Annotated in this window: 16 protein-coding genes; 7 read left to right on the forward strand and 9 right to left on the reverse strand. The window is 75.0% G+C overall.

Going from position 1 to position 18,753, the window contains the following annotated elements; translation table 11 throughout:
* The first annotated feature begins 257 nt into the window (after positions 1 to 257).
* The 6 genes from ACGH2B_RS28490 (at position 258) to ACGH2B_RS28515 (ending at position 6,158) form a co-directional block, all read left to right on the forward strand.
* On the forward strand, positions 258 to 1,331 hold the full coding sequence (locus ACGH2B_RS28490; protein ID WP_399095999.1) for a hypothetical protein: 1,074 nt from the start codon (positions 258 to 260) through the stop codon (positions 1,329 to 1,331).
* On the forward strand, positions 1,321 to 2,259 hold the full coding sequence (locus ACGH2B_RS28495; RefSeq protein WP_399096002.1) for a sugar phosphate isomerase/epimerase family protein: 939 nt from the start codon (positions 1,321 to 1,323) through the stop codon (positions 2,257 to 2,259). The genes ACGH2B_RS28490 and ACGH2B_RS28495 overlap by 11 nt, the downstream gene beginning before the upstream one ends.
* Positions 2,256 to 3,554, forward strand: a complete 1,299-nt coding sequence (locus tag ACGH2B_RS28500; RefSeq protein WP_399096005.1) for a M20/M25/M40 family metallo-hydrolase — start codon at positions 2,256 to 2,258, stop codon at positions 3,552 to 3,554. The genes ACGH2B_RS28495 and ACGH2B_RS28500 overlap by 4 nt, the downstream gene beginning before the upstream one ends.
* A gap of 107 nt (positions 3,555 to 3,661) precedes the next feature.
* Positions 3,662 to 4,831 carry an Ldh family oxidoreductase gene (locus tag ACGH2B_RS28505; protein WP_399096008.1) on the forward strand — a complete coding sequence of 390 codons (1,170 nt, stop codon included), beginning with the start codon at positions 3,662 to 3,664 and terminating at the stop codon, positions 4,829 to 4,831.
* Positions 4,828 to 5,760 (forward strand): Gfo/Idh/MocA family protein, encoded by a 933-nt coding sequence (locus tag ACGH2B_RS28510; protein WP_399096011.1) that lies wholly within the window; start codon positions 4,828 to 4,830, stop codon positions 5,758 to 5,760. The genes ACGH2B_RS28505 and ACGH2B_RS28510 overlap by 4 nt, the downstream gene beginning before the upstream one ends.
* On the forward strand, positions 5,757 to 6,158 hold the full coding sequence (locus ACGH2B_RS28515) for a DUF6917 domain-containing protein (RefSeq protein WP_399096014.1): 402 nt from the start codon (positions 5,757 to 5,759) through the stop codon (positions 6,156 to 6,158). Before ACGH2B_RS28510 ends, ACGH2B_RS28515 begins: the two co-directional genes overlap by 4 nt.
* A 58-nt stretch (positions 6,159 to 6,216) precedes the next feature.
* On the opposite strand, the gene ACGH2B_RS28520 is transcribed toward ACGH2B_RS28515, so the two are convergent.
* Genes ACGH2B_RS28520 through ACGH2B_RS28535 form a run of 4 tightly spaced genes read right to left on the reverse strand, consistent with a single transcriptional unit; the run spans position 6,217 to position 11,242 of the window.
* On the reverse strand, positions 6,217 to 6,834 hold the full coding sequence (locus ACGH2B_RS28520) for a sarcosine oxidase subunit gamma (protein ID WP_399096017.1): 618 nt from the start codon (positions 6,832 to 6,834) through the stop codon (positions 6,217 to 6,219).
* On the reverse strand, positions 6,827 to 9,715 hold the full coding sequence (locus ACGH2B_RS28525) for an FAD-dependent oxidoreductase (RefSeq protein ID WP_399096020.1): 2,889 nt from the start codon (positions 9,713 to 9,715) through the stop codon (positions 6,827 to 6,829). Before ACGH2B_RS28525 ends, ACGH2B_RS28520 begins: the two co-directional genes overlap by 8 nt.
* Positions 9,712 to 10,011 carry a sarcosine oxidase subunit delta gene (locus tag ACGH2B_RS28530; protein WP_399096023.1) on the reverse strand — a complete coding sequence of 100 codons (300 nt, stop codon included), beginning with the start codon at positions 10,009 to 10,011 and terminating at the stop codon, positions 9,712 to 9,714. The genes ACGH2B_RS28525 and ACGH2B_RS28530 overlap by 4 nt, the downstream gene beginning before the upstream one ends.
* 13 nt (positions 10,012 to 10,024) lie before the next feature.
* On the reverse strand, positions 10,025 to 11,242 hold the full coding sequence (locus ACGH2B_RS28535) for a sarcosine oxidase subunit beta family protein (protein ID WP_399096026.1): 1,218 nt from the start codon (positions 11,240 to 11,242) through the stop codon (positions 10,025 to 10,027).
* A 185-nt stretch (positions 11,243 to 11,427) separates the two neighbouring features.
* Here ACGH2B_RS28535 and ACGH2B_RS28540 point away from each other — a divergent pair, with 185 nt between their 5' ends.
* Entirely contained in the window at positions 11,428 to 12,102 is a 675-nt protein-coding gene (locus ACGH2B_RS28540) for a GntR family transcriptional regulator (protein ID WP_399096029.1), read from the forward strand.
* An 87-nt stretch (positions 12,103 to 12,189) separates the two neighbouring features.
* Here ACGH2B_RS28540 and ACGH2B_RS28545 read toward each other — a convergent pair whose 3' ends face one another.
* The 5 genes from ACGH2B_RS28545 to ACGH2B_RS28565 form a co-directional block, all read right to left on the reverse strand.
* Positions 12,190 to 13,044, reverse strand: coding sequence for an MIP/aquaporin family protein (locus tag ACGH2B_RS28545; RefSeq protein WP_399096032.1), 855 nt, complete (start codon positions 13,042 to 13,044; stop codon positions 12,190 to 12,192).
* A 490-nt stretch (positions 13,045 to 13,534) separates the two neighbouring features.
* Positions 13,535 to 14,968 (reverse strand): prealbumin-like fold domain-containing protein, encoded by a 1,434-nt coding sequence (locus ACGH2B_RS28550; protein ID WP_399096035.1) that lies wholly within the window; start codon positions 14,966 to 14,968, stop codon positions 13,535 to 13,537.
* Between the two features lie 413 nt (positions 14,969 to 15,381).
* A complete protein-coding gene (locus tag ACGH2B_RS28555; protein ID WP_399096038.1) occupies positions 15,382 to 15,699 on the reverse strand; it encodes a hypothetical protein in 318 nt (105 codons plus the stop codon).
* 69 nt (positions 15,700 to 15,768) lie between these two features.
* Positions 15,769 to 15,924: a DUF6131 family protein gene (locus tag ACGH2B_RS28560; RefSeq protein WP_399096041.1), complete on the reverse strand. Its 156-nt coding sequence runs from the start codon at positions 15,922 to 15,924 to the stop codon at positions 15,769 to 15,771.
* Between the two features lie 154 nt (positions 15,925 to 16,078).
* Positions 16,079 to 18,676: an ATP-dependent Clp protease ATP-binding subunit gene (locus ACGH2B_RS28565; protein WP_399096044.1), complete on the reverse strand. Its 2,598-nt coding sequence runs from the start codon at positions 18,674 to 18,676 to the stop codon at positions 16,079 to 16,081.
* Between the last annotated feature and the right edge of the window lie 77 nt (positions 18,677 to 18,753).

Here is an 18,753-nt window from a genome sequence, read left to right on the forward strand (position 1 = left end):
ATGGAGTGACAACACGCTTTCCTTTCCGTCCGATGAACCGGCTGATGCGGTGCGGATGCCGGTGCGGATATGAGCCTTCGGCCTTCCGGGGCGGAGGTATCCCGCCATTCGGATCCTGGCTGAATTTCGCCGGGAAAAAGGAGGGGGAGCCGGGACTTACCAGGAAAACGGCGATCGCCGGAAAAGGGAACGGCTCCGGGCGCCCCGGCGCCCGTCCGGCCGGAACACGCGAAACACACGAAGGAGGCACACCCACCGTGCTGCGCACCCTGCTCGTCGGGCTCGGCAGGTCCGGAACGGGGCTTCACCTGCCGGTCCTGCTGCGCGCCCGCGGAGCCGAGCCCGGTCTCTTCGCCGCCGGGCCGGTCGTGGGCGTGGACCCGGGCCGGACACCCACCGCCCCGGACGGGCTCACCCTCGCCGCCGACCTCCGCGAGGCCCGCCGCCTCCTCGACCCCGAGCGGACCGTCGTCCACCTCTGCACCCCGCCCGCCGTCCGCGACGGCGTCCTGGAAGAGGTCGCGGCGCTCGGCTTCCGCCGCCTCGTCGTCGAGAAGCCGCTGGCCGCCGACCGCGCCGCGCTCCACCGGGTACGCGCCGCCGTCGACCGCCACCACCTGGACGTCACCGTCGTCGCCCCCTGGCTGCACAGTGCGCTGACCGACCGCCTCGCCGCCCTCCTCGGCGACGGTCGCCTCGGGCCCGTCCGGCACATCGGCGTCACCCAGCACAAACCGCGTTTCCGCCGCTCCCTGACCACCACCGGCCACGGCAGCGCCTTCGAGGTCGAGGTCCCGCACGCCGTCGGGGTGCTGCTGCGGCTGCTCGGCGACGCCCGCACCGAGGACGCCTCCTGGAGCGATGTCCGCCTCGGCGACGCCGTCGCCCCCCGCATGGGCGCCGCCCGGCTGCGCCTGGCCCACACCACCGGCGCCCGCAGCGAGGTCCACTCCGACCTCACCTCGCCCGTCCGCCGCCGCCGCATCGTCATCGAGACCGACCGCGCCCGGCTGACCGGCGACTATCCGGTCAGTGAGGACGACGACATCGCCCAGCTCCGTATCGACGACCGGTCCGGCGCCGGCCCCGCGACCGTCACCCGGGAACTGCTCCCCGACGACGCCCTCACCCGCTGCCTGATCCGCGCCTACCGCCACGCCGCGGGCCGCGCCGCCCCGGACACGGCCGCCCTCCGCGGCGGTCCCGGCGATCTCGGCCTCCACATCCGCACCGTCGAACTCCTCGATGACGCACGGCAGTTGGCCGCCGCGGTTCCGTCACGACCCACCCGTACCACCGACCGGAAAGAGGTGGCCGGACATGCCGGCTGAGTCCGCCCGACGCACCCCCCACCCGCAGCCGGGCCCGGGCACCGGATGGGCCGCGCCCGGCATCCGCTACGCGGGCATCGGCGACGAGGCGGCGGCCGACGCCGAAGGGCAGCTCGCCGCGGTCCACGGCCTGGGCTGGCACGCCGTCGAACTCCGCTCCGTCGACGGCACCGCCCTCGCCGACCTGACCCCCGCCGCCTTCGACGTCCTCGCCGCGCGTCTCGCCGACACCGGTACCGACGTCGTCTGCGTCGACTCCCGGATCGCCAACTGGAGCCGCCCGGCCACCGGCCCATTCGCCCAGGACCTCGACGAGCTGCGCACCCTCGCCGCCCGCTGCGCCACCCTCGGCACCCGCCACGTCCGCGTGATGTCCTACCCCGACGGCGGACTGGCCGACGACGAATGGCGCCGCCGCGTCCTCGACCGGCTGACCACCCTCACCCGCCTCGCCGAGGACCACGGTCTCGTCCTGCTCCACGAGAACTGCCACGGCTGGGCCGGGACCCGCGCCGACCGGATGCTCGCCCTCCTCGACCACGTCGACAGCCCCGCACTGCGCCTGCTGTTCGACATCGGCAACGGCGTTCCGCACGGCTACGACGCCCCCACCCTCCTCGACGCCGTCGCCGACCACGTCGCCCACGTCCACGTCAAGGACGCCACCGCCGGACCGGACGGCGACATCGTCTACACCCTCCCCGGCCACGGACAGTCCGGCGTCGCCGCCTGCCTCGCCACCCTCGCCCGCCGCGGCTGGCAGGGCACCTGGTCCATCGAGCCGCACACCCGGCTGCGCCCGCACGACGGCACCGACCACCGCGAGCTGGACGGTATCGCCGCGTTCACCGCGTACGGCCGGGCCCTGGAACGCCTCGTGGAGCGCGAGGTCCGCGTGGCGCCGGCGGAAGCGGGCGGCCACCCGTGACCGCACCCGCCCGCCTCGGCCCCGCCGACCGCGACCTGCTGCTCCGCCTCCTCGATACGCCCACCGCCGGGCCGCTGGAGACCGACGGCGACACCACCGGCGTCCGCCTCTGGGACGCCGGACGCGCCTACGCCGCGGCGGCCGCCCCGCTCGGCCTCGCCACCGTGCGCCACGCCGCGCCGCACCTGGACGAACTCGACCGGGACGACGTGCCGCTGACCGTCCGCGAGGCCGCCGCCGGGCGCCCCGACTTCCTCGCCTGCCAGCCCTCGCTCGTCCTGCGGCTGGGGCCGCCGCTGCCGCGCGCGGACACCGTCATGTTCAACGTCCACCTCGACACCGTCGGCGGCTGGTGGCCCGCCACCTTCGACGGCGCCCGCTTCCACGGCCGCGGCGCCATCGACGCCAAGGGCCCGGCCGTCGCCCTCCTCGCCGGTATCCGCGCGGCCATGGCCCGCGACCCCGCCGTCGGCACCGACACCGCCGTCCTCGTCCAGGCGGTCGCGGGCGAGGAGGGCGGCGCCATGGGCACCTACGGCACCCGGCCGCTGGTCCGCGAGGGCCTGACCGGCGCGCTCAACCTCTTCTGCGAACCGACCCGGCACCGCTACCTGCCGCGCGCCACCGCCGCGATGACCGCCTGTGTCCAGGTCGACGGCGTCGACGCGGTCGACGACTGCCCGGCCGCCGGACACAACGCCACCGCCCTCCTCGGCCACCTCGCCCACCACCTCGCCACCGTCCTGCCGGGACGGGTCCCCGACGCGGGCGTCTGCGTCGCCGGACTCCACACCGGCGACCGCCACAACAAGGTCTACGGCACCGGCCGCCTGCTGCTGAACCTCTCCTACGGCAGCCGCGCCACCGCCCGCGCCGCCGAAGCCGCGCTCCACACGGCCGTACGGGAGGGGATCGCCGCCTTCCGCGCCTCGGCCGCCGCCGAACCCACCCTCGCCCGCACCGCCGAGGACGCCGCCGCCCTCACCTCCGTCCGCTGGCACAAACGCGGACTGCCCGCCCTGCACAGCCGCACCGCCCTCGCCGACGACCTGCTGGGCAAGGACGCCGGACTCACCCGCTGGCCGGACGCCGAACCGGCCTTCACCTGCGACGCCATCTGGATGGCCGACGTCCCCGAAAGCTGCACCGCCGTCCTCGGCCCCGGCGACCTCGGCGCCAACCGCGCCCACGCCGACGGTGAGTTCGCCGACCTCGCCGACCTCGACCGCTACGCCGAGGAGATCGCCCGCGTCCTGACCGCCTTCACCGCCCGGCGGCGCGCCCGCTCCGGATGAACGCCGCGCCGCCCGCCCCGGAACCCCACCGGGCGGGCCCGCCCCGGAGCCACCCCACCGCGCCCCGCCGACCGTCCCGCCCACACCCCGAGAGGAACCCCGTCACGATGCCCCCGACCCCCGCCGCACCGGCCACCGGCCGTGCCCCGGACACCGCTCCCGGCCCCGCCCCCGAGGTCCGCGTCCCGTACGACGCGCTGCTCGCCTTCACCACCGGTGTGCTGCGCGCCCGGGGGCTGCCCGGCGGGCGGGCCGCCACCGCCGCCGAGGCGCTGTGCCACGGCGACCTCACCGGCTTCACCACCCACGGCCTGACCAACCTCGCCCGGCTCTACCTCCCGCTCCTCGACTCCGGGCGCTGCGATCCGCAGGCCGAACCGGAGACCGTCACCGACACCGGCGCCGCCGTCCTCCTCGACGCCCGCCGCGCCCTCGGACTGTGGGCCGCCGCCGAGGCGATGGACCTCGCCGCCGAACGGGCCCGCACCCACGGCATCGGCATGGTCTCGGTGCGCGGCGGTACCCACTTCGGCTGCGCCGGGTTCCACGCGCTGCGCGCCGTCGGGCAGGGCATGATCGGCCTCGCCGCCGCCAACTGCGGCCACCAGCGCCTCGTCCCGCCGCCCGGCGGCGCCGCCCCGATGCTCGGCACCAACCCGCTCGCCCTCGCCTCCCCGGCCGGCGACCACCCGCCGTTCACCCTCGACATGAGCACCAGCGTCGTCCCCACCGGGCGGATCCGGGCCGCCGCCCGCGCGGGCGAAACGATCCCGCCCGGCTGGCTGAGCGACGCCTCCGGAGGCGACGTCACCGACCCCGCGGCGTACGACCGCGGCGAGGCCGAGCTGCGGTGGCTGGGCGGTGACCCGGAGCGCGGTGTCCACAAGGGCTTCGGGCTCGGGCTGCTGGTCGAGGTGTTGTCCGCGCTGGTCCCCGGCGCCGGGGTGGGCCCGCAGCCCGTCGCGGGCCGGAAGCCGACCGCCCGGCCGGACGACGACGTCGGCTACTTCCTGCTCGCCGTCGCCCCGGCCACGCTGCGCTCCCCGGGCGCCTTCGCCACCGCCGCCACCGGCCTCTTCGGCGCGTTGCTCGACTGCCCGCCGCACGACCCGGACGAGCCCGTCCGCTACCCGGGCTGGCACGAACAGCGCCGCAGCCGCGAACGCCGCGCCCACGGTGTCCCGCTGTCCGCCGCGCTCCACACCGAACTGCGCGCCGTCGCGGACGCCACCGGACTGCCGTTCCCCGACGCCGTGGTGTCCGGAGGCGCCGTATGACCCCGTTGCGGATCGGCATCATCGGGCTCGGCGTCATCTCCCGCTTCTACCTGGCCGCCCTCGAACGCTCCCCGGAGGCGGATCTCGTCGCGGTCTGCGACCCGGACACCTCCACCCACCGCGACCTGCCGCCGCACGTCGCCCGCTACACCGGCCACCGGGAACTGCTGGCCACCGCCGAGGTGGACGCCGTCATCGTCAACGTCCCCAACGACCTGCACTTCCCCGTCTGCCGCGACGCGCTCGCCGCCGGGCGCTCGGTCTGCGTGGAGAAGCCGCTCGCCAACAGCGCCGAGGACGCCCGGCGTCTGGTGACCCTCGCGGGGGAGACGGGCGCCGTGCTCTTCACCTCCTTCCACCGCCGCTACAACACCGAGGTGCTCGCCCTCCGCGACCGGCTGCCCCGCGACGTACCCGTCACCGCCCTGACGGTGCGGTACGAAGAGCTGATCGAGGAACACGCCGGGCGGGACCGCTGGTACCTCGACCCGGCGCGCTGCGGCGGCGGCTGCCTCGCCGACAACGGCCCCAACGCCCTCGACGTGGCCCGCCTCCTCCTCGGCGAGGTCCATGTCACCGGCGCGGAGCTGCACCTCGACGCCCACGGCGTGGACCGCTCGGCGCGGCTTGTACTGGCCACGCCCGCCGGGGCCGCCGTCCGGATCGTGCTGGACTGGTCGTACCCGGGCGAGCGGAAGACCGTCGAGGTACGCCTCGCCGACGGCCGCACCGACCACGCCGACATGCTCGCCGGACACACCGCCTTCAAAGGCTCGCTCTGGCACGAGTACGAGGGCGTGCTGCGGGAGTTCACCCGGTCGGTACGGGCCGGGGTGACGGGTGGCCCGACGGCGCCGGACGGTCTGGTGACGGCGGAACTCGTCGCCGACGCCTACGCCCGCGGCACCCGGCGGGAGGTCCGCTCGTGAACCCCGCGGAGGACGGCCCCAAGAGGGCGGTGCGCGGACGGCTGGTGAAGGTCCTCACGCACCGCCGGGACGACCGCGGGATGACCCTGGAGCCGTTCGCCTCCCGCTGTGTGCGGGCGGGCGAGGTCCATGAACTGGTCACCACCGACCACACCGGGACCGCCGCCGAGGGCCCCGTGGACCGGGTGGGTTTCCTGGGCTTCGTCGAGCTGGAGTGCGGGGGCGTCCTCGACCGCGGCGACACCGTCTGGGCCGACGGCCGCCGCATCGCCACCGTCCTCGGCTTCGACGCCTGCCACTTCCCCAACCACTACAACATCCTGCTGACGACCCCGGCCCCCCGCACCGGCCCCGATCTGGGACTCGGCCCGGAGACGGAGATCGTCTTCACGCAGTGACGGCGGGGGCCGGCACGCCGCGTCCGGGGTGCCGGCCCCGCATCGGGCGGACCCGCCCTCACTCCACCTCCGGCAGCCCGTACTCGCGCATCGCGTCCATCAGCCAGTGCGCCAGATGGTCGGCGAACGAGGAGCGGGGGAGCAGGCGGTAGGTGCCGGGGGCGGGGTGCCACAGGAGGAGCGGGACGGTGCCGAGGGCGGTGGCCACGGCCCGGCCCGGGGGGAAGGCGCGGGGGTGGAGGTCGACGGCGCAGCCCTTCTCCAGGACGTCGCGGGAGGAGGGGCCGCGCAGTTCCAGGACGGTGCGTTGGGCGGAGACGTCCAGCACCTGGCCGGGGGCGTCGCCCAGCGCCGCTTCCAGGGCGGCGAGCGGCGCCGGGGCGCCGTCCTCCGCGACCAGCAGCCATTCGTCGGGGCCCAGCCAGAGCGCGGTGCCGTGGCCGGTGCGGGACGTATCCCCGCACCGGGCGGGCAGTGGTGCGCCCAGCACGTGCGCGAGGCGGTCGGCGGCCGGGCCGTCGGGGGCGGCGCGCAGGGCGGTCATCGTCCGGCAGGGGAGTTCGGTCAGGGCCACCGCGCGCGGTCCGGTGACGGTCGCGGCGCGCAGCGCGCCGGTCAGATGCGCCAGCGGGGAGCGGCGCAGCGCGGTGGGTTCCGGTGCGGTCGGTTCAGCCATCACGCCTGGTCCCTTCGGGGTCGTACAGGACGGGGGAGGACACCACGACGGGTACCGGGGTGTCGCCGACGACGGCGACCACCTCGTCGCCGATCCGGGCGCGTCCGCCCGCGATCAGGGCCAGCGCGAACGGGTGGCCGAGCGCGGGGCTGTGGTAGCCGGACGTGATGTGGCCCAGCATCGGCACGGGGCCGTTCCACGGGGTCAGGGGTACGCCCCGGTCGATGATCTGGGTGCCCTCCGGCAGCCGGGTGCGGCGGTCGGCGGGGATTAGGGCGACGAGTTGCCGGCGGTCCGCGCGGACGGTGTCGGGGCGCGACAGCGACCGTTTGCCGATGAAGTCCTTGTGCGGGGAGACCACCCAGTCCATACCGGCGTCCAGCGGGGTGACGGTGCCGTCGGTGTCCTGGCCGACGATGAGGAAGCCCTTCTCGGCGCGGAGTACGTGCATCGCCTCCGTCCCGTACGGCGTGATGCCTTCGGGGCGGCCCGCCGCCTCGATCTGGTCCCACACCGCCTGGCCGTACCACGCCGGCACGTTGATCTCGTAGGCGAGTTCGCCGGAGAAGGAGATCCGGCAGATGCGGGCGGGGATGCCGGAGGCGAGGACGGTCTCGCGCAGCGTCATGAAGGGGAACGCTTCCCGGCTCACGTCGAGTCCGGGGGCGAGGCGGGCGACGACGTCGCGGGAGCGGGGGCCGACGACGGCGACGGTGGCCCACTGTTCGGTGACGGAGACGCAGGTGACGTCCAGTTCGGGCCATTCGGTCTGGAGCCATTCCTCCAGCTGGTCGAGGACGGCGGCGGCGTTGCCGGTGGTCGTGGTCATGAAGTAGCGGTCGTCGGTGAGGCGGAGGGTGACGCCGTCGTCGACGATCATGCCGTCCTCCCCGCACATCACGCCGTAGCGGGCGGAGCCGGGGCGCAGCTTCTTGAAGCCGTTGGTGTAGACGCGGTTCAAGAACTCCCCGGCGTCCGCGCCCCGGATCTCGATCTTGCCGAGCGTGGAGGCGTCCATGAAGGCGACGCCCTCCCGCGCGGCCCGGCACTCGCGCGCCACCGCCGCGTCCATGTCCTCACCGGGCCGCGGGTAGTAACGCGGCCGCTTCCACTGGCCGACGTCCTCGAAGACCGCGCCGCGTGCGAGGTGGCCCTCGTGCAGCGCGGTGCGGCGCGCGGGGTCGTAGAGCGCGCCGGTCTCCCGCCCGGCCAGTGCGGCGAACGCGACCGGGGTGTACGGCGCCCGGTAGGTGGTGGTGCCCAGCGCGCCCGGGGAGTCCTCGCCGCGCAGCGCGGCGAGGACGCCGAGCGCGGCGACGCCGGACGTCCGGCCCTGGTCGTTGGCGGTGCCCAGCGAGGTGTACCGCTTGAGGTGTTCGGCGCCGCGCATCCCGGTGCCCGCGGCGCGGTACAGATCGGCGACGGTCACGTCCCGCTGGAGGTCGACGAAGTGGGTGTCCCAGGTGGCCGGATCGCCCTCGTCGCCGGGGATCAGCCAGAGCGGCCGGACAGGTGCCGGGGCCTGCGGCCGGTGCGGCGGCGGGACGGTGGCGGGGAAGCCCGCGGCGGTCGCCGCCAGCGCCCCGGCGCGGGCGCCTTCGGCGAGGCAGCCGGCGGTGTCGTACGTACCGCGCACCGCACCGGCCAGGTGCTGTCCGTCCACCGCCGCGCCGGGCACGAAGGCGGCGAGGTCCGCGTCCCACCGCAGAGCGCCCTGCCGCTGGGAGTGCAGATGGACGACCGGGCTCCAGCCGCCCGAGACCGCCAGCAGATCGCAGGCCAGCGCCGTGCCGGGCCCGGCGGGCGCCCCCGCCGCGTCCAGCGGGCGGACGGTGACCCCGTCGATCCGTTCGGTACCCGAGGCGGCGGTCACGGCGCTGCTGGTGCGCACCGGCACCCCGGTGCGGTCGCGGAACTCCCGTGCCGCAGCGGTCAGTTCGGGCCGGGAGTCGACGACGGCGGTGACCGCGCAGCCCGCCGCGGCCAGCGCGGCGGCGGTGGCGTACGCGCTGTCACCGGTGGTCGCCACCACCGCGCGGCGGCCCGGCAGCACCCCGTAGTGGTGCACGTAGGTGCGTACCGCGTGGGCGAGCATGATGCCCGGCCGGTCGTTCCCGGCGAAGACCAGCGGCCGTTCGTGGGCGCCGGTCGCCAGTACCACCTGACGCGCCCGGATGTGCCACAGCCGCTGCCGGGAGACCCCGGCGGGCGCCGCCGCCCCCAGGTGATCGGTGCGCCGCTGGAGCGCCAGCACGTAGTTGCCGTCGTACGCGCCGAAGGCGCAGGTGCGGGTCAGGACGCGTACGTCCGGTTCCGTCCCCAGCGCCGCGCGGGTGGCGGTGGCCCAGGTCAGGGCGGCCGCTTCCGGGCCGTCGCCGGGGGCGGCGGCGAGCAGCGCGCCGCCGGTCTCCGGGCGGTCCTCGACGAGCAGCACCCGGGCCCCGGCGCGGCCCGCGGCGGCCGCCGCGGCGAGGCCGGCCGGTCCGCCGCCGATGACCAGGACGTCGGTGTGCACGTACTTCTTGTCGTACACCGCGGGGTCGGGCGTGGGGTCGAGCCGGCCGCGTCCGGAGAGAGTGGTGGCGCGCAGCCCGTCGTACAGCTCGACGGTGGTGGCGGGCAGCATGCTCTCCGCGCAGGGGCCCTCGACCCGCAGCAGGGCGTTCGGCTCCTCGACGCCCGCGGCCATGACGGCGCGCGGCCGTCCGCGGTAGAGGGACGGGGCGGCGCCGGGCAGGCCGTGGGCGAGCAGCGCGGAGGCCACGGTGTCGCCCGGGTGGCCGGTCAGCTCCCGGCCGTCGAGGGTGAAGCGGAGGGTGGTGGTGCGGTCGGTCCGGCCGCCGTGCGGCAGCCGGGCGGGCTGGTCGGGACGTCCGGTCATCGGGCCTCTCCGTCCGGTCGGGCGGCGCCGGGCCGCGGTTCATCGGGGCGGTAGGTGGCGAGCACCGCGTAGCTGACGGTGTCCCGCACGGCGTGGAACCAGCGGCGGCAGCCCAGGCTGTGCGCCCACCGCTCGGCGAACGGCCCGGCCGGATTGTCGCGGAAGAAGAGGTACGCGGCCCACGCCTCGTCGTCGAGCGCCGCCGGGTCGGCGGGCCGGGCCACATGAGCCTGGCCGCCGTAGTGGAACTCGGTCTCGTCGCGCGGCCCGCACCACGGGCAGGTCAACCGGAGCACCGGCTCTCCTCTCTCAGTGGGCCACGGCGGCGGCGCCGTGTTCGTCGATGAGCGCGCCGGTGGTGAACCGGTCGAGCGAGAACGGCGCGTTCAGCGGATGCGGCGCGCCGGTCGCCAGCGTGTGGGCGAAGGTCCACCCCGCGGCCGGGGTGGCCTTGAAACCGCCGGTGCCCCAGCCGCAGTTGACGAAGAGGTTCGCCAGCGGGGTGGCGCCGATGACGGGCGAGGCGTCGGGCGTGACGTCCACGATCCCGCCCCAGGTGCGCAGTACGTGCGCGCGGGCGAAGACCGGGAACAGCTCGACGGCGGCGGCCATCTGCCGCTCGATGATGTGGAAGGCACCGCGCTGCCCGTAGCCGTTGTACGCGTCGACCCCGGCGCCCAGCACCAGTTCGCCCTTGTGCGCCTGGGAGACGTAGACGTGGACCTGGTTGGACATCACGACGGTCGGGTGGACCGGCTCGTGGAGTTCGGAGACGAGCGCCTGGAGCGGATGGGACTGCACCGGCAGCCGGAATCCGGCCCGTTCGGCGAGGACGCCGCTGTGTCCGGCGACGGTCAGCCCCACCCGCCCGGCGCCGATCCGGCCCCGGGTGGTCGTCACGCCGGTGACCCGCCCGCCGTCGGTGACGAAGCCCGTCACCTCGCAGCCCTGGATCAGATCGACACCGTACGCGTCCGCGCTGCGGGCCAGTGCCCAGGCGACGTGGTCGTGCTTGGCGATACCGGCGCGCGGCTGGTACGTGGCGCCGAGTACGGGGTAGCGGCTGTGCGGCGAGGTGTTGAGGATCGGGCAGACCTCGGCGATCTCGCCGGGCTCCAGCCAGTGCGAGTCGACGCCGTTGAGCCGGTTGGCGCCCACCCGGCGGGCACAGTCGCGGACGTCCTGGAGGGTGTGCGCGAGGTTGAGGACGCCGCGTTGGCTGAACATCACGTCGTGGTCCAGCTCGGCGGGGAGCGTCTCCCAGAGCTTCAGCGCGTACTCGTAGAGGGCGGTCGTCTCGTCCCAGAGGTAGTTGGACCGGATGATCGTGGTGTTGCGCGCCATGTTGCCGCCGCCCAGCCAGCCCTTCTCCAGGACGGCGACATCCGTGATGCCGTGCACCGACGCGAGGTAGTGCGCGGTGGCCAGCCCGTGCCCGCCACCGCCGACGATGACGACGTCGTACGAGGAGCGGGGCTCGGGGTTGCGCCACAGGTGCGCGGGGTGTTCCGGAAGGGGGGTGCTCATCCGGCGGTTCCCTTCGTGTCGCGGAGGCGGGCGGCGGGCGTGCCGGAGGCGGTGGTCCCAGGGCGGGCCGTGCGCCCGCGCCGCCCGCCCCGCACGTCTTCCTGGAGTGCGCTTGATGGCCAACTGATATATCAGTAGCCTGCGGTAACGTAAGGGGCCGATCGGGAGCAGGTCAAGGGGGCCGGATGACACAGCACCGGGCGGCGGACGCCCACCCCGGAGCGGGGGAGCCCTCGCTCGCCGAACGCGCCTATCGCGCCCTGCGCGACCGGCTGATCATGCTCGAGATCCGCCCCGGCGCCCCCATCAGCGAGGACCAGCTCGCCCAGTCCCTCGGCGTCGGCCGCACCCCCGTCCGCGAGGCCCTCAAACGCCTCCAGTACGAGCGGCTGATCGCCGTCTACCCGCGCCGCGGCACCTTCGCCACCGAGGTCAACATCACCGACCTCGCCCATATCTCCGAGGTACGGCGCGAGCTGGAGCCGATGGCCGCGGCGCAGGCCGCCCGCCGCGCCACCGACGCCCACCGCGCCGCGCTCACCGCCCTCACCGGGGAGCTGGAGGGCGCCCCGGCCGCGCCCCGCAGCCCCGGCGCGCTGATGCGCCTCGACCTCCAGGCCCACCGCGCCGTCTACGCCGCCACCCGCAACCCGTACCTCGAAGACACCCTGGTGCACTACGACAACCTCGCCACCCGCGTCTGGTGCCTCTTCGTCGACCGGCTGCCCGGGGTCGCCGGACACATCGGGGAGCACGGGCCGCTGCTGCGCGCGGTGGCCGGCGGGGACGCGGAGAAGGCCGCCGAACTGGCCGCCGCGCACGTCGAGGGGTTCGAACGCGCCATCCGCACCGCGCTCTGACGGCCCCGCCGCGCCCGGTCCGCCCCGCGGGACCGATAGGCGGCGCGGGCCCGGGGCGGCAGGTCGCCGCTCCGGGCCCGCCGGGCCTCACGCCTCGTCGGTCGTCGGGATACGGCCGGGCGGCTCCGGCTCGGCCGCGATGCGGTGGAGGAAGTCGCCGATGAGGAACTTGTAGACCGCGCCGCCGATCAGGCCGCCGCAGAGCGGCGCCACGATCGGCACCCAGAAGTAGAGATTCCCCCACTGATCCCGCCAGGCGCCCCGGTACCCGGTCAGGAAACTCGCCAGCCGCGGACCGAAGTCGCGGGCCGGATTGATGGCGTACCCGGCGTCCGTCCCGAAGGCCATGCCGATCGCGACGACCACCAGGCCGATGACGAACGGCGCGAGGTTCGCGCCGGGCGGGGTGTTCAGCAGATCGGTCAGGGCGAAGATCAGGATCATCAGGACGGCGGTGCCGATGATCTGGTCCCGGAAGGCGCCCCACTCGTGGACCCCGGCGGCCGTCGAACCGTTCCCCGGCAGGGTGGAGAAGATCGTCTGGGTCTTGATGCCGTGACCCGGGTCGGCACGCGCGATGACCTCGGTGTAGTTCCACCGCACCAGCAGCGCGGCGCAGAACGCGCCCACCGTCTGGGCCAGCGCGTACGGCACCACCTTCGCCCACGAGAAGCCCTTGAACGCGGCGAGCGCCACCGTCACCGCCGGGTTGAGGTGGGCGCCGGTCATCCGCCCCGCCACGTACGCGCCGAGGGTGACGCCGAGCCCCCAGGCCCAGGCGATGCTGTCGTGGCCGCCGAGTCCGCCCTTCGGGTCGGTCAGCGCGCCACCGGCGTTGACCTGCGCCACCACACCGCAGCCGAAGAGGATGAGCACCATCGTGCCGAGGAACTCCGCGAGGAGTTCATGGATCAGCTTGGGTGTGCGAGGCGGTGCGCTCATCACGGCGTCTCCCCGGCGGTCGGCGGTCACGCCCCGCCGGAGTGGAACGGGACGTCGCCCGATCGTCATCAGCCCCGGGCCTCCCGCGCCACCCGGACCGCCGCCCACCGCCCGGATGATGCCCCGGTCGGGTGAGACGCTGCTCCGTCCGGGGACGACGGCCCGCGGGGCGGCGGGAGCGGCTGCGGGGCGCCGCTCCCCCGGGCCCGGGGGAGCGGCGCCGACGGTGCCGTGCCGGACCCGCGGTGAGGCGTCGGCGGTGGCTCGCCCCGACCCCGCGGTGAGGCGTCTTCGTACTCGGCCACGGGCCCGCCGGGTCTGGGGGCGGCGTCTTCGTACTCGGCGACGGGCCCGCAGGGCCGCGCCCCGACCCGTTCCCCGGCGGGGCTTCCGTCGCCGCGCCCCCGCCCTGTCCCCGGACGTGGCGACGGGGCGCGGCCCCTCGGACCACGCCCCGCCACCCAAGGGCCCGCGCCCTTCGTCCCGCAGGTCAGCGGCTGTCCGCCGAGCGGCGCCGCCGCGCGTACGCCACCGCGCCGCCGCCCGCCACGACCAGCGCCGCCGCGCCCGCCGCGAGATACGGCGTGCCGTCGGCGCCGGTGTGCGCCAGCGAGCCGCCGGTGACGCCCGCGGGCGCCGGACGGTTGGGCGTCGGCTGCCGCGGCGTCGCCGGGGCGGAGGGCGACGGCGACGGGCTGGGCACCGCGTTGTCCCACACCGTCACGGTCTGCCGCTCCCCGGACACCGCCTCGATCTTCCGCGGCTCCTTGTCGAGCTGGTACCCCTCGGGCGCCTTCGTCTCGACGATCCAGTACGTCCCGGCGGGCAGGTCGACCGCATCGGACCGGCCGTCCTTCCCGGTCGTGACGGTGGTGACGACCTCGCCCGGCGCGCCCTTGTCGTCCGCCCGGATCTCGTACGTCGCGGGGGAGGTGACCGCCTCGCCCGTGGCGCGGTCCTTCTTCACCGCGATCACCACCGCGGCGGGCTGGAAGCGGATCTCGCCGGACGCCTTGAGCGGCTTGCGCTCGGCCACGAAGTACACCAGCCGCTGCATCGGCTTGCCGTGCACCGTGCGGTCGGTGTGCCAGAACGTCGGCGAGTTCACCGACACCTCCGCGCCGAACGCGGCGCCCGCGCCCTTGCCCGGCTCGTCCGGGGTGAAGCGGAAGACCGCCCGGCCTTGCGCGTCGGTGGTGCCCACCGTGCCGGGCCGGGCCGGCCGCGCGATGTTGGTCAGCTCCGTGGTGTTCACCTCGACGCCCTCGGCGGGCTTCTTGCCCTGCGCGACCTTGACGGTCAGCTCCTTCTCCCGCGGCGTGCGCTCGTACGGGAAGGTCTTGCCGGAGCCCTCGACGCTCAGCGTGTACGGCGCCGCGTCGACCGTCAGGATCTCCTTGCGCAGCCGGTTGAACCGATCGACGACCGGCGCGGTGTCCACCGAGGCGTCGCCGCCGTAGCCCGCCACCGCGCCCTTCGGCATGCCCTTGTCCAGCCACCGCTGCCAGGGGATCTTCTCGCCGTTGTAGCCGCTCTCGTCGATCCCGTCGTGGGCGGCGAGCGCCCAGGTCACCAGGGCGGCGGCGGCCGAGGTGTTGCGGCCCTCGACGGTGTCCGGCAGCTTGCCGTACCGCGAGGCCAGCTCCGCCAGCCGCGCCTTGGTGTCCTCGGAGAGCTGCTTGGGCGCGCCGGTGCGGGTGTAGCCGTTGTCCTTGCCGTCCGGGCCGTACAGCGCCAGGTCCAGGCAGAGCGCGTGGCTGCCGTCGTCCAGCACGTGGGTGCCGGTCCACATCGCGGTGTGCTTGCCGGTCCGCAGATGCCAGCCGACCGCCCGGCCCTCGTGCCCCTCCCGGTCGGCGGCCGACGCCACCGACGCCGGGAGCGCCGCGCCCACCACCCCCACCACCACGGACACCGCGCCCATGGCCGAAAGTCTCCTCATCCGAGCTGTACGCATGAAAGTCGAGCCCCCTCGAAGTCCGGGCCGTCCGCGGCCCTCCCGCCCGCGCGGCCGCAGCGCGACGGGGCGGTGGCCGGCGGACCCGGCGCCGCCCGGCTGCGGCGCGGACTGCCACAGAAAAGTACCGCTATCGCGGTCATGTCAAAGGAACTTGGCACAAACCAAGCGCATCCCGGCCATGGCGGGCACAATGCCGCGGGCCGCCGCGGCCGGTCCGTCCGGCCCCGCGGGCCGCGGACCTTCGGTCATGCGGTGCCCGGCGCGTTCCCCCGGCGCGGCGGCGGGCCCGCGAGCATGGCCAAATCCCGCACGCAGTACGGGACTTGGCGCGCTCGCGGAGCGTCGTGGACGACCTCCCGGGCGGGCGGCCGGGCGGATCAGCGGGGCGCGGTGCGGTGGCCGAAGAGGTGGTGGCGGCGCGGTTTCCCGGGCGCCACCGGACGGTCGCGGTCGTCGGCCCGCGTCCGCCGGGAGGAGCGGCCCGCCCCGGCCACCAGCAGCCCGAGGCCGAGCACGGCCACCCCGCCGACGATCACACCGAAGAGGAAGAGCGCCCCGGCGGAGCCCGTCAGGTGGTAGCCGAACACCTTGAACGCCATGAGGAGTTCGTGCCCGGCACCGGCGTTGCCGACCACCGCGGCGACACCGACGACGACCGCGGCGATCAGAAGGACGAGTCCGAGGAAGACGAACATGAGGTGCTCCGAAGCTGCGTTTCCGCGTCCGGCCCGGGCGGGCGGACCGCCGCCCGCCCGGCCCTTCACCTACCAGTAGTGGCGCCGTCCGCCGACGGCCCGTCCCAGGAGACCCAGGATCCAGAGCGCGGCCCCGACGACCAGCAGAACGGCGCCGATGGTCCAGAGCACCGCGATGCCTGTCACCAGGCCGATGACGAGAAGGATGAGGCCGAGAATGATCACGCCAACCTCCCGGTGGCTCGTGTCCGACCGTGCCCCGTGCCCCTTTCGTACCCGGCGGCACCAGTGACAAACAGGTGGATAACGGCATGAATCTCTGTGGTGTGCGGCCGCCCGGGGAGGGCCCGGACGGCCTCGGCATCCGGCGCCCGGCCCCTCATCCGGCTGCCGGCCCCCCAAGGCCGCCGCCCGCCGTGGCGCCGCCCGGCGGCTCCGTGCCCGGTGCGGACTCCTGCCCGGACGTGGTACGGAACGCCGGGCGGTCGTCCTCGATCTCCACCCGGATCCGGTCACCGGGGGAGAGCGCCCCGTCGAGCATCAGCCGCGACAGTGAGTTGTCGATCTCCCGCTGGATGGTCCGCCGCAGCGGCCGCGCGCCGTACTCCGGACGGTGTCCGCGCCGGGTCAGCCAGTCGACCGCCTCCGGCGAGAACTCGATGGTCATGTCCTGCGCCCGCATGCGGCGGCTCGTCGCGTCCAGCAGCAGCGCGGTGATCTGGCGCAACTGCGCGTCGGTGAGCTGCCGGAACACGATGATCTCGTCGAGCCGGTTGAGGAACTCCGGCCGGAAGTGCGTGCGCAGCGCCGCCATCGCGCGTTCGCGCGCCGCGTCGTCGCCGTCCCCGCCCGACGGGCCGAAACCGAGCGTGCCCCGGCCGCCGCTGAGCGCCTCCGACCCCAGATTGCTGGTCATCACGATGACGGTGTTCTTGAAGTCGACGGTCCGGCCCTGCGCGTCGGTCAGATGCCCCTCGTCCAGCACCTGCAGCAGCATGTTGAAGACATCCGGGTGCGCCTTCTCCACCTCGTCGAGCAGCACCAGCGCGTACGGATGGCGGCGCACCGCCTCCGTGAGCTGCCCCGCGTCCTCGTGGCCGACGTACCCGGGCGGCGCCCCGACCAGCCGGCTCACCGTGTGCCGCTCCTGGTACTCGCTCATGTCGAGCCGCACCATCCGGTCCTCGCTGCCGAACAGCGCCTCCGCCAGCGCCCGCGCCAGCTCCGTCTTGCCCACCCCCGTCGGACCCAGGAACAGGAAGCTGCCGATCGGGCGCCGCGGATCGGCCAGCCCCGCCCGGGAGCGCAGCACCGCCTCCGCCACCGCGGCCACCGCGTCGTCCTGCCCGATGACCCGCGCGCTCAGCCGCTCCTGGAGGCCCAGCAGCCGCTCGCGCTCCTCCTCGGTGAGGTTGCTGACCGGGATGCCGGTCTGCCGCGAGATGATCTCCGCGATGTCCGCCGCGGTGACCTCCACGACCCGGCCGTCACCCGTCGCCTCATCCGTCCCCGCCCCGATCCGTTCGGTCAGCGCCGTGATCCGGTCCCGCAGCTCGGTGGCGCGCTCGTACTGCTCCGCCGCCACCGCCTGGTCCTTGTCCCGCGTGAGCTGCTCGGCCTCCCGCTCCAGGTCCCGGACGCCCGCCGTCTTGGTGCCCGAGCGGAGCCGGACCCGGGCGCCCGCCTGGTCGATCAGGTCGATCGCCTTGTCCGGCAGGAACCGGTCGGTGAGATACCGGTCGGACAGCTCCACCGCCGCCAGCAGCGCCTCGTCGGTGTACCGCACCTGGTGGTGCGCCTCGTACCGGTCCTGGAGCCCCCGCAGGATCTCCACCGCGTCCGCCACGTCCGGCTCCGGCACCAGCAGCGGCTGGAACCGGCGGGCCAGCGCCGCGTCCTTCTCGATGTACCGCCGGTACTCCTCCAGCGTGGTGGCGCCGATGATATGCAGCTCACCGCGGGCGAGCGCCGGTTTGAGGATGTTGCCGGCGTCCATGCTGCCGCCGTCCGCACCGCCGCCCGCGCCCACCACGGTGTGCAGTTCGTCGATGAAGACGATCAGCGTGTCCGAGTGCGCCCGTACCTCCTCGATGATGGCGTTCATCCGCTCCTCGAAATCGCCGCGGTAGCGGGTCCCGGCGACCACGCCCGTCATGTCGAGCGACACCACCCGCCGCCCGGCCAGCGTCTCCGGCACCTCACCGTCGGCCATCCGCTGCGCCAGTCCCTCGACGATGGCGGTCTTGCCCACGCCCGCGTCGCCGACCAGCACCGGATTGTTCTTGCCGCGCCGCGACAGCACCTCGACGGTCTGCTCGATCTCCGTCTCCCGCCCGATCACCGGGTCGATCCGCCCGGCCCGCGCCAGCTCCGTCAGATCACGGCTGTACTTGTCGAGCGTCGGCGTCTCGTGCCGGGGCGGCGCGCCCGGCTCCGGCGGAACCGGCGGATGGCCCGGCGCCGCGCCCCGCTCCGCGTGCTGCGCGTCGATCCGGAAGACGTTGAGGATCCGCCCGGCCGCCGAGTCCGGGTTGGCGGCCAGCGCCTCCAGGACGTGCTCCGGGCCGATGTACGACGCGCCGGAGCCCAGCGCCATGTCGTGTGCGCCCAGCAGCGCCCGCTTGACCGCCGGGGTGACCGCCACCCGGGACTGCTGCGGGCCCGAGCCCGCGCTGCGGTCGATGTCCGCGGCGAGCGCGTCGGGGTCCGCGCCGGACTGCCGTACCAGGCTGCGGGTGGGCTCCGCGGTCAGCGCGGCCCGCAGCAGATGCTCGGTGCCCAGCTCCGTACTGCCGTGGTCGGCGGCGTAGGTCGCCGCGGACGTCACCAGATCGCGGGCGCCGGCGCTCATCAGCCGGGCGATGTCCGCCTGCCGCGGCATCCGGCTGGAGCCGCCCGGACGGCCGAAGACGCGTCCCAGGAAGTCGCCGAATGGGTCCGGCTCGAAGCCCTCCGGGCCCATGAATCCGTCGCTCATCTGTGTCCGTTCCGCTGTCACGGTGCCGCGACTGCTGCCTGTCGGATCCGTTACCGGCCACCGCGGGCGCGCACACG

Source organism: Streptomyces sp. BBFR2 (genome assembly GCF_044497305.1).
Lineage (GTDB): Bacteria > Actinomycetota > Actinomycetes > Streptomycetales > Streptomycetaceae > Streptomyces.

Bases quoted from the DNA above. Each gene is read 5' to 3' on its own strand.
- ACGH2B_RS28495 (WP_399096002.1), top strand. From the start codon at position 1,321: ATGCCGGCTGAGTCCGCCCGACGCACCCCCCACCCGCAGCCGGGCCCG.
- ACGH2B_RS28505 (WP_399096008.1), top strand. From the start codon at position 3,662: ATGCCCCCGACCCCCGCCGCACCGGCCACCGGCCGTGCCCCGGACACC.
- ACGH2B_RS28510 (WP_399096011.1), top strand. From the start codon at position 4,828: ATGACCCCGTTGCGGATCGGCATCATCGGGCTCGGCGTCATCTCCCGC.
- ACGH2B_RS28520 (WP_399096017.1), bottom strand. From the start codon at position 6,834: ATGGCTGAACCGACCGCACCGGAACCCACCGCGCTGCGCCGCTCCCCG.
- ACGH2B_RS28525 (WP_399096020.1), bottom strand. From the start codon at position 9,715: ATGACCGGACGTCCCGACCAGCCCGCCCGGCTGCCGCACGGCGGCCGG.
- ACGH2B_RS28535 (WP_399096026.1), bottom strand. From the start codon at position 11,242: ATGAGCACCCCCCTTCCGGAACACCCCGCGCACCTGTGGCGCAACCCC.
- ACGH2B_RS28540 (WP_399096029.1), top strand. From the start codon at position 11,428: ATGACACAGCACCGGGCGGCGGACGCCCACCCCGGAGCGGGGGAGCCC.
- ACGH2B_RS28545 (WP_399096032.1), bottom strand. From the start codon at position 13,044: ATGAGCGCACCGCCTCGCACACCCAAGCTGATCCATGAACTCCTCGCG.
- ACGH2B_RS28550 (WP_399096035.1), bottom strand. From the start codon at position 14,968: ATGGGCGCGGTGTCCGTGGTGGTGGGGGTGGTGGGCGCGGCGCTCCCG.
- ACGH2B_RS28555 (WP_399096038.1), bottom strand. From the start codon at position 15,699: ATGTTCGTCTTCCTCGGACTCGTCCTTCTGATCGCCGCGGTCGTCGTC.
- ACGH2B_RS28565 (WP_399096044.1), bottom strand. From the start codon at position 18,676: ATGAGCGACGGATTCATGGGCCCGGAGGGCTTCGAGCCGGACCCATTC.